12 protein-coding genes are annotated in these 9,662 nt (G+C 71.8%); all 12 read right to left on the reverse strand.

Annotated features, from left to right (window positions below):
* Nucleotides 1-585 (reverse strand): sirohydrochlorin chelatase (locus HW445_RS09350; RefSeq protein WP_180220562.1); only part of this gene is annotated, 585 nt, incomplete at its 3' end.
* Between the two features lie 12 nt (nt 586-597).
* Nucleotides 598-1,503 (reverse strand): ABC transporter permease, encoded by a 906-nt coding sequence (locus HW445_RS09355; RefSeq protein ID WP_180220563.1) that lies wholly within the window; start codon nt 1,501-1,503, stop codon nt 598-600.
* A complete protein-coding gene (locus HW445_RS09360; RefSeq protein ID WP_180220564.1) occupies nt 1,490-2,281 on the reverse strand; it encodes an ABC transporter ATP-binding protein in 792 nt (263 codons plus the stop codon). The genes HW445_RS09355 and HW445_RS09360 overlap by 14 nt, the downstream gene beginning before the upstream one ends.
* A 67-nt stretch (nt 2,282-2,348) precedes the next feature.
* Nucleotides 2,349-3,452, reverse strand: coding sequence for an aliphatic sulfonate ABC transporter substrate-binding protein (locus HW445_RS09365; protein ID WP_180220565.1), 1,104 nt, complete (start codon nt 3,450-3,452; stop codon nt 2,349-2,351).
* A 49-nt stretch (nt 3,453-3,501) separates the two neighbouring features.
* Nucleotides 3,502-3,690 (reverse strand): hypothetical protein, encoded by a 189-nt coding sequence (locus HW445_RS09370; protein ID WP_180220566.1) that lies wholly within the window; start codon nt 3,688-3,690, stop codon nt 3,502-3,504.
* The gene (locus HW445_RS09375) at nt 3,678-5,024 is read right to left on the reverse strand and encodes a sulfate adenylyltransferase subunit 1 (RefSeq protein WP_180220567.1); all 1,347 of its coding nucleotides are present in this window, start codon (nt 5,022-5,024) and stop codon (nt 3,678-3,680) included. Before HW445_RS09375 ends, HW445_RS09370 begins: the two co-directional genes overlap by 13 nt.
* A gap of 2 nt (nt 5,025-5,026) precedes the next feature.
* Nucleotides 5,027-5,962 (reverse strand): sulfate adenylyltransferase subunit CysD, encoded by a 936-nt coding sequence (gene cysD, locus HW445_RS09380; protein ID WP_180220568.1) that lies wholly within the window; start codon nt 5,960-5,962, stop codon nt 5,027-5,029.
* Nucleotides 5,959-6,513: an adenylyl-sulfate kinase gene (gene cysC, locus HW445_RS09385; protein WP_257230953.1), complete on the reverse strand. Its 555-nt coding sequence runs from the start codon at nt 6,511-6,513 to the stop codon at nt 5,959-5,961. Before cysC ends, cysD begins: the two co-directional genes overlap by 4 nt.
* Nucleotides 6,514-6,554: 41 nt before the next feature.
* Complete coding sequence (locus tag HW445_RS09390) at nt 6,555-7,265, reverse strand: phosphoadenylyl-sulfate reductase (protein WP_180220570.1); 711 nt, start codon at nt 7,263-7,265, stop codon at nt 6,555-6,557.
* Nucleotides 7,262-7,471, reverse strand: coding sequence for a hypothetical protein (locus tag HW445_RS09395; RefSeq protein WP_180220571.1), 210 nt, complete (start codon nt 7,469-7,471; stop codon nt 7,262-7,264). The genes HW445_RS09390 and HW445_RS09395 overlap by 4 nt, the downstream gene beginning before the upstream one ends.
* The gene (locus HW445_RS09400; protein WP_180220572.1) at nt 7,468-9,159 is read right to left on the reverse strand and encodes a nitrite/sulfite reductase; all 1,692 of its coding nucleotides are present in this window, start codon (nt 9,157-9,159) and stop codon (nt 7,468-7,470) included. The genes HW445_RS09395 and HW445_RS09400 overlap by 4 nt, the downstream gene beginning before the upstream one ends.
* Nucleotides 9,160-9,295: 136 nt before the next feature.
* Nucleotides 9,296-9,469, reverse strand: coding sequence for a putative leader peptide (locus tag HW445_RS34380; protein WP_374939623.1), 174 nt, complete (start codon nt 9,467-9,469; stop codon nt 9,296-9,298).
* Nucleotides 9,470-9,662 lie beyond the last annotated feature (193 nt).

Raw genomic sequence — 9,662 nt, forward strand, 5'->3', positions numbered from 1 at the left:
GACGGCCACCCGCTCGCATCCGGCGGCCCGCAGTTCCCGCACGGCGTCCTCGGTGTGCGGAAATCCTCCGGGAGCCGCCGCGGAGGCGATCGCGGGTCGCACGGCGCACCAACCGGTGTGCCGCCACTCCCGCGCGATGTCAGCGATCACCGCGATCGCCTCCGGGTCGGTGGAGCCCGCCGAGGCCAGGACGACCCCGGTGGCGGGCTTGTCGGCGGGGGTCAGCCCCGCCTCGTACAGCCGTCGCTCGAGCGCCGCGAGCAGCAGCGGGTGCGGGCCGAGCACCTCGGCGGTGCGGATCCGCAGCGACGGCGGTGCCTGGCGCAGCACCGCCGGGATGTCGGCCTTGGCGTGGAAGGCGCGGGTGAGCAGCAGCGGCTGGACGACCACGTCCCGGACCCCCTCGCCGGCCAGCGACTCCAGCGCCCCGGTCACCGAGGGCAGGTTGAAGTCGAGGAACGCGGTCTCCACCCGCAGGCCGGGCCGGCGGTCCCGCGCCCGCCGCACCAGCGCGTGGACGGTGGCGGCGTGGCGGGGGTCGCGGCTTCCGTGGGCGACGACGAGGAGGACGGGGGCGTGGTGCATGACGGGAACCGCTCAGCTCTTGACGAGGAGACCGCGGCCGCGCAGGATCCGCCGCTCCAGGGGACTGAAGATCAGCAGGTCGATGGCGATGCCGACGACCAGGATCAGGATGATGGCGAGGAAGACCATGGACATGGAGGAGGCGTTGCGGCCGTTCTCCAGCAACTGGCCCAGTCCGACGCCGAGATCGGGCGAGGAGGCGATGATCTCGGCGGCCATGAGGGAGCGCCAGGAGAACGCCCAGCCCTGCTTCATGCCGGCCACGTAGCCGGGCAGCGCGGCCGGCATCACGATGTGCCAGGCGCCCTTGAGCCCGGTGGCTCCCAGGGTGCGGCCGGCGCGCAGGAACAGCGGGGGCACCTGGTCGACGCCGGAGACCAGCCCGTTGGCGATGGAGGGCACGGCGCCCAGCAGGATCACCGCGTACATCATGGAGTTGTTGAGGCCGAGCCAGATGACGGCGGGCGGCACCCAGGCGACCGAGGGCAGCGACTGGAGGCCGGAGAGGATCGGTCCGATCGCGGCGCGGACGAACTTCACCCGGGCGACCAGCAGGCCGAGCGGCGTGCCGATGGCCAGGGCCATCAGGAAGCCGAGCAGGCCGCGGGAGACGCTGGTCCAGATGAAGCCGAGGAGTTCGCCCTCGAGCCAGGACGCCTCGACCTCGGCCCAGACCTCCGACGGGGCGGGCAGCTTGGTGGGGTCGTCGACGATCTTCAGGGAGACCAGCAGCTGCCAGACCACGCCGACCAGCAGGACGGCGACGACCGGGGGGAGGACCTTGCGCAGCAGGGTCTGCCGCAGCGGGGTGCGCCAAGGCTCCACCGACTCCAGGGCGTCGAGGCCTGCCTCGAGCCCGGCGGTGTCGTCGGCCTGCCGGTCTTCCTTGGCTGCTGCGGAGGTGTCAGTGCTGGCCATGACGGCGGATCTCCCCACGGAGTTGTTCGGTGATCTCTACGGACAGCTCGGCGACCGCGGCGTCCTCGATGCGGCGCGGGTGCTCGATGCCGACCTGCCACTCGCGGGCGATGCGGCCGGGCCGGGAGGAGAGCAGCACGACCCGCTGCGCGAGCCGTACCGCCTCGCGCACGTTGTGGGTGACGAAGAGGACCGAGACGTTGGTCTCCCGCCAGATCCGGGTGAGTTCGTCGTGCAGCACGTCGCGGGTGATGGCGTCGAGCGCGGCGAACGGCTCGTCCATCAGCAGCAGCCGGCTGTCCTGGGCGAGGGCGCGGGCGAGGGCGACGCGCTGGCGCATGCCGCCGGACAGTTCGTGGACGCGCTTGCCGTACGCGCCCTTCAGACGCACCAGCTCGAGGAGTTCCTCGGCCCGCTCGCGGCGCAGGTTCTTGTCGACGCCCCGGAGCTTCAGGGCGAGTTCGATGTTCTTGCCGGCGGTCAGCCAGGGGAACAGGGCGTGTTCCTGGAACATCAGGGCGGGGCGGCCGTCGGTGGTGATGGCGCCCGAGGTCGGCCGGTCGAGGCCGGCGACCAGGTTGAGCAGGGTGGACTTGCCGCAGCCGGAGGCCCCCAGGAGGGTCACGAACTCGCCGGGGGCGACGTCGAGGCTGATGTCGTCCAGGACGAGCTGGGTTCCGGCGGGCCCGGCGAAGGACTTGGAGACGTGCTCGATGCGCGCGGCGCTGCGGACGTCGGTCCCGGTGTCCTCTGCCGTGGCGAGGGTGAAGGTCGCCATGGTCACCTCCTGGGGGAGCTCACGGATGGATGTGGTCGCCCGCCGTGCACCGGCGGCGCGATCGTGGTCAGTCGGTGCCGAGGCCGGCGTCGCCCACGGCGGGCTTCGCGTCCTGCTTCAGGACCTTGTTGAGCAGACGCAGGTCGTAGATGCCGTCCAGCCGCGGGTTCTCCAGGAGGCCCGCGTCGACGGCGTGGGAGGCCTGGGTGTCCAGGGTGGCGGCCAGCGGGTCGTCGGTGATCCGGATGGACTCCCACGCCGGGTCGAGGACCTCGGCGGGCAGCGCCTTGCCGGAGTCCTGTTCCAGCTGGGCGTTGGCGGCCCGCTTGGCCTCGTCGGGGTGGGCGTTGATCCACTCGTTGGTCTTGACGGAGGCCCGCAGGACGGCCTCGACGGCTTCGGGGTGCTCGGCGAGGAACTTCTGGGAGACGACGATGTTGGTGATCACGAACTGCTGGTCCGGCCACAGGCTCGCCTCGTCCAGCAGCACCTTCCCGCCGTCGGCGACCAGCTTCGAGGCCGTCGGCTCGGGCACCCACGCACCGTCGACGGAGCCGGACGCGAAGGCTCCCGGGAGCACCTTGTTGTCGGAGCGGACGACGGAGACGTCGCCCCTGCCGCTCTCGGCGTCGACCTTCCAGCCCTGCTCGGAGATCCAGTGGAGGAAGGCCACGTCCTGGGTGTTGCCGAGCTGCGGGGTGGCGATCCGCTTGCCCTTGACGTCCTCGACCGACTTCACCCGGTCCGGGTCGACCACCAGTTTGACGCCGCCGGAGGCGGACCCGCCGATGATGCGGAGGTTCCTGCCCTCGGCCCTGGTGTAGCCGTTGACGGCCGGTGAGGGGCCGATCCACCCGATGTCCACGGAACCCGCGTTGAGCGCCTCGATCTCGGAGGGGCCCGCGTTGAACACCTGGTAGGTGGCCCGCGTACCGCCGAGCTCCTCCTGGAAGAAGCCCTGGTGGTTGGCGACCAGCGGGGTGGCGTGGGTGAGGTTGCCGAAGTAGCCGATGCGGACGGAGTCCAGCCCGTCGGTCTTCTTCCCCTCGGGCACGGCGTTCCGCGTGTCGCTCTTCGCCTGGGAGCCGTAGCCGCACGCGGCGAGCGCCAGCAGCGGGAGCACGGCGATCAAGGCGGCACCCCGGCGGATCGGGGAGCGGTGGGCAGGCACGGGGGAGGGTGTCCTCTCGGTGGCCCGGCGGTCACCGCCTGCGCGTCTGTCAGGCGGTGGCCGGGAGGTGGTCGGATCTTCGTTCGGTGCGGAGTCGGTGGCGCCGGATGTGCCGGCCTCGGCCCGCACATCGGGCGACTCCGCCCTGCCCGCTGCCGAGGGTGCCGCTGCCGACGCGGCCGCCCTCCTTGGCGAACGTGCCGAAGAAACCCGGGGTGTTCATGGTCAGAAGTCCCACCCGTCCTCGTCCGCCGCGGCCGGGGCGGCCTCGGCGGTGCGCCGGGCGGAGGCGAAGGAGTCGCCGGCCATGCCCGCGGTGAGGGTGGAGCCGTCGGCCGGGTCGATCAGGAGGAACGCGCCGGTGGTCCGGGACTGCGCGTAGGCGTCCAGCGGCAGCGGCTCGGCGGTGCGGACGACGACGCGGGCGATGTCGTTGGCGACGAGCTGTCCGGGCCGCGGGTGCAGGGAGAGGTCGTCCAGGGTGAGCCGGGAGGGGATCTCCTTGACGATCGCCTTGACCAGGCGGGTGCCGTGCTTGAGGAGTACCCGTTGGCCCTCGGTGAGCGGCGCGTCGGCGACGTGGCAGACGGTGGCCTCGACGTCCTGGGTGACCGCGGGAACGGCCTGGGTCGGAGCTATCAGGTCGCCGCGGGAGATGTCCAGGTCGTCGGCGAGGAGCAGGGTCACCGACTGCGGGGCGTGGGCGCTGTCGACGGGCACGCCGAGCAGGTCGATGCCCGAGATCCGGCTGGTGCGGCCGGAGGGCAGCACGGTGATCTCCTGGCCGACGCGGAAGGAGCCGGCGGCGATCTGTCCGGCGTAGCCCCGGTAGTCGGGGTGCTCGGCGGTCTGCGGGCGGATCACGTACTGCACCGGCAGCCGGGCCGGGAGCTGGTCGGTGGTGCCGTCGACGCGGACGGTCTCCAGGTGCTCGAGCACCGTGGGGCCGCCGTACCAGTCCATGTGCGCGGAGGGCTCGACGACGTTGTCGCCGGCCAGCGCGGAGATCGGGACGGTGGTGACCTCGGGGACGCCCAGCTCGGTGGCGTAGGCGGTGAACTCCTCGGCGATGGCGGCGAACACCGGCTCCGCGTAGTCGACCAGGTCCATCTTGTTGACGGCGAGGACGACGTGCGGGACGCGCAGCAGGGCGGCGAGGGCCGCGTGCCGGCGGGTCTGCTCGACGACGCCGTTGCGCGCGTCGACCAGGATCACGGTGAGGTCGGCGGTGGAGGCGCCGGTGACCATGTTGCGGGTGTACTGCACGTGGCCGGGGGTGTCGGCGAGGATGAACCGCCGCCTCGGCGTGGCGAAGTAACGGTACGCCACGTCGATGGTGATGCCCTGCTCCCGCTCGGCGCGCAGGCCGTCGGTGAGCAGCGCCAGGTCGGGGGCGTCCTGGCCGCGGCTGGCGGAGGCCCGCTCGACCGCCTCCAGCTGGTCGGCGAGGACCGACTTGGAGTCGTGCAGCAGCCGTCCGACGAGGGTGGACTTCCCGTCGTCGACGGATCCGGCGGTGGCGAACCGCAGCAGCGTGGTGGGCTCGGCGGCCTGTTCGGTGCTGGTCGTCATGGTTAGAAGTACCCCTCGCGCTTGCGGTCTTCCATCGCTGCCTCGGAGAGCTTGTCGTCGGCGCGGGTGGCGCCGCGCTCGGTGAGACGGGAGGCGGCGATCTCGGCGATCACCTGGTCCAGCGTGGCGGCGTCGGAGTCGACGGCGCCGGTGCAGGACATGTCGCCGACGGTGCGGTAGCGGATCCGGCGGCTCTCGACCGTCTCGCCGTCCTTGGGGCCGCCCCACTCGCCCGCGGTCAGCCACATGGAGTCGCGCCGGAAGACCTCGCGCTCGTGGGCGAAGTAGATCGACGGCAGCTCGATCGCCTCGCGCTTGATGTACTGCCAGACGTCCAGCTCGGTCCAGTTGGAGAGCGGGAAGACGCGGACGTGCTCGCCGGGGGCGTGCCGGCCGTTGTACAGGTTCCACAGCTCGGGGCGCTGGCGGCGTGGGTCCCACTGGGAGAACTCGTCGCGCAGGGAGAAGACGCGCTCCTTGGCGCGGGCCTTCTCCTCGTCGCGGCGGCCGCCGCCGAAGACCGCGTCGAACTTCTCGCTCTGGATGGTCTCGGTCAGCGGGACCGTCTGGAGCGGGTTGCGGGTGCCGTCGGGGCGTTCGCGGAGCACACCGCGGTCGATGTAGTCCTGGACCGAGGCCACATGGAGGCGCAGTCCATGTGCGGCCACCACACGGTCGCGGTACTCGAGGACCTCGGGGAAGTTGTGTCCGGTGTCCACGTGAAGCAGGGTGAACGGCACCGGCGCGGGCGCGAAGGCCTTGAGCGCCAGGTGCAGCATCACGATGGAGTCCTTGCCGCCGGAGAAGAGGATCACCGGCCGTTCGAACTCGCCCGCGACCTCGCGGAAGATGTGTACGGCCTCGGACTCGAGGACGTCGAGGTGGCCGAGCGGTCCCTGACCCGCGGCGGTGTCACGGAGTGCGGCGACGGTGGTCATGCCAGGCCCCTTTCGGTGAGCAGCGCGTGGACGGCGGCGGCGGACTCGGCGACGGTCTGGTCCTGCGACTCGATCCGCAGGTCGGGGGCGGCCGGCGCCTCGTACGGGTCGTCGACCCCGGTGAGGCCGGATATCTCGCCCGCGGCCTGCTGGGCGTACAGGCCCTTCACGTCGCGGACCGAGCAGACCTCGACCGGGGTGGCGACGTGCACCTCCAGGTAGGCGGTGCCGCCCGCCTCGTGGCGCTTGCGGACGGCGTCGCGGCTGTCGGCGTAGGGCGCGATCACCGGCACCAGCGTGGTCACGCCGTTGCGGGAGAGGAGTTCGGCGAGGAAGCCGATGCGCTGGACGTTGGTGTGGCGGTCCTCCCGGGTGAAGCCGAGGCCCGCCGAGAGGAACTCGCGGATCTCGTCGCCGTCGAAGACCTCCACGCGGTGTCCGTCCGCCCGCAGGCGTCCGGCGAGCTCCAGGGCGATCGTGGTCTTGCCGGCGCTCGGCAGACCCGTCAGCCAGACGGTGGCTCCGCTCACGTGCTCGTTCTCCTTGCTCATCGCTTGCCCCACCGTCTCCCCCGGGGTTCCGGTGCCGCCGGTCATCCGTGCAGCCCGCACTCGGTCTTGCCGCGCCCGGCCCACCGGCCGGCGCGGGCGTCCTCGCCCTCCAGCACCCGGCGGGTGCAGGGCGCGCAGCCGACGGAGGCGTAACCGTCCATCAGCAGCGGGTTGGTGAGCACGCCGTGCTCGGCGACGTAGGCGTCCACGTCGTCCTGGGTCCAGCGGGCGATCGGCGAGATCTTGACCTTGCCGCGCCGCTCGTCCCAGCCGACGACGGGCGTGTTCGCACGGGTCGGGGACTCGTCGCGGCGCAGGCCGGTCGCCCACGCCTGGTAGCCCTCGAGCCCTTCCTCCAGCGGCTGGACCTTGCGCAGCCTGCAGCACAGGTCCGGGTCGCGGTCGTGCAGCTTCGGCCCGTACTCGGCGTCCTGCTCGGCGACGGTCTGCCGGGGGGTGAGGGTGAGGACGTTGACGTTCATCACGGCCTCGACGGCGTCCCGGGTGCCGATGGTCTCCTCGAAGTGGTAACCGGTGTCGAGGAACACCACGTCCACCCCGGGCCGCACCCGGGAGGCCAGGTGGGCGACGACCGCGTCCTCCATGGAGGAGGTCACGCAGAAGCGGTCGCCGAAGGTCTCGACCGCCCACCGCATGACGTCCAGGGCCGACGCGTCCTCGAGTTCCCGGCCCGCCCGTTCGGCGAGCGCCTTCAGTTCCTCGTCGGTGCGCTGCTGTTCCGCCGTGGTCATGTCCCCTCCTCGCCGTCGCTGTCTCCGTGCCTCCGGCCGTCCTGGTGACCGCCGCCCTCGAACCCGCGGGCGAGCAGGCCGAGGAACTTCAGCCGGAAGGCGCGGTTGCACGCCCCGCACTCCCAGGCCCCCGGTCCCTCCTCACCCGGCCGCAGGTCCTCGTCCCCGCAGTAAGGGCAGTGGAAGGGGGCGGCCCGCTCGCTCACGACAGGTCCTTCTCGCCGGCCCGCGCGGTCCAGGCGGCGAACCGCTCGCCGTCCTCGCGCTGGTCCAGGTAGCGGCGCAGCACCCGCTCGATGTAGTCGGGGAGTTCGGCGGAGGTGACCTTCAGACCGCGGACCTTGCGGCCGAAGCCGGCCTCCAGGCCGAGGGCGCCGCCGAGGTGGACCTGGTAGCCCTCGACCTGCCGGCCCTCCTCGTCGAGCACCAGCTGGCCCTTGAGCCCGATGTCGGCCACCTGGATGCGGGCGCAGGCGTTGGGGCAGCCGTTGAGGTTGATGGTCAGCGGCTCGTCGAACTCCGGGAGCCTGCGCTCGAGTTCGTCGATCAGCGCGGAACCGCGGGCCTTGGTCTCGACGATGGCCAGCTTGCAGAACTCGATGCCGGTGCAGGCCATGGTGCCGCGGCGGAACGAGGAGGGCTCGACGATCAGGTCGAGCGCGCGCAGCCCTTCGGTCAGCGAGGCGACCTGTTCCTCGGCGACGTCCAGCACGATCATCTTCTGCTCGACCGTGGTGCGCAGCCGGCCCGAGCCGTGCTCCGCCGCCAGGTCGGCGATCTTCGTGAGGGTGGCGCCGTCCACGCGGCCGACGCGCGGGGCGAAGCCGACGTAGAAGCGGCCGTCCTTCTGCCGGTGCACGCCGACGTGGTCGCGCCAGCGCCGCACCGGCTCGGCGGGCGCGGGTCCGTCGGCCAGCTCGCGCTTGAGGTACTCGTCCTGGAGCACCTGGCGGAACTTCTCCGGGCCCCAGTCGGCGACCAGGAACTTCAGGCGGGCGCGGTTGCGCAGCCGGCGGTAGCCGTAGTCACGGAAGATCGAGATGACGCCTTCCAGGACGTCCGGGACGTCCTCCAGCGGCACCCAGGCGCCCAGCCGGACGCCGAGCTTGGGGTTGGTGGACAGGCCGCCGCCGACCCAGAGGTCGAAGCCGGGGCCGTGCTCCGGGTGGCGGACGCCGACGAAGGCGACGTCGTTGATCTCGTGCGCGACGTCCAGCAGCGGGGAGCCGGAGATCGCGGTCTTGAACTTCCGCGGGAGGTTGGAGTAGGCGGGGTTGCCGACGACGCGGCGGTGGGCCTCCTCCAGCGCGGGGGTGCCGTCGATGATCTCGTCCTCGGCTATGCCGGCCACCGGGGAGCCGAGGAAGGCACGCGGGGTGTCGCCGCAGGCCTCGGTGGTGGACAGGCCGACCGCCTCGAGGCGGTTCCAGATCTCGGGGACGTCCTCGATGCGGATCCAGTGCAGCTGGATGTTCTGCCGGTCCGTGATGTCGGCGGTGCCGCGGGCGAACTCCTGGGAGATCTCGCCGATGACGCGCAGCTGCTCGGTGGTGAGCCGGCCGCCGTCGATGCGGACGCGCAGCATGAAGTAGCGGTCGTCCAGCTCCTCCGGCTCGAGCACGGCGGTCTTCCCGCCGTCGATCCCGGGGCGTCGCTGGGTGTACAGGCCCCACCAGCGCATGCGTCCGCGGAGGTCGTTGGGGTCGATCGAGTCGAAGCCGCGCTTGGAGTAGATCGTCTCAATGCGTGTCCGCACATTGAGACCGTCGTCGTCCTTCTTGAACTGCTCGTTTCCGTTGAGGGGGGTGAAGTGCCCGGCGGCCCACTGACCCTCGCCGCGGTGTCGGCTCACCTTGCGGCGGGAGGCGGCGGGATTCTGAGGCGTGGCGGCCATGGTTCACAGTCCTTCGGGACAGGCGGGCAGTGCGGCTCTGAGCTGGGCGGATGCGCGCAGGGGCAGAGGGGCGGACCGCGCAGGCGACGGCGCGGGCGCGGAGAGGGAGGGGGGAGGTCGGGCGGCTGAGAACGCGTCAGCAGGCCGGACAGATGGCGCTGGACATGCGACCGAGGTCGACGTGTCGTCGACTCACCAGGGCGATTCCAGTTCCGAACATGGCGGAAGCGTGACATGGCAGCGCGGAGACCGTCCAGCATCGTCCACACTTCGGACGGGGCTGTCTCGCTATGCGGTATGAAGGTGTCATGGACACCGGTGGAGAAGCTGAACGTCCACCCAGGTCAAGGCCGACGGAGAGACTACGGTGGCACGCGGTGCCCCCGGTGCGGGAGAGGTCCGTGAGACGGCTGGGGACCGCCTGACGGGCCGAGCCGGACGATCGTGCCGGTGGAGCCGGCCGGACGCGGGGGCGGGCGGCCTTCCGGAAGGCGGTGGCCCTC

The organism is Streptomyces sp. UH6 (genome assembly GCF_013421635.1).
Classification (GTDB): domain Bacteria; phylum Actinomycetota; class Actinomycetes; order Streptomycetales; family Streptomycetaceae; genus Streptomyces; species Streptomyces abyssomicinicus.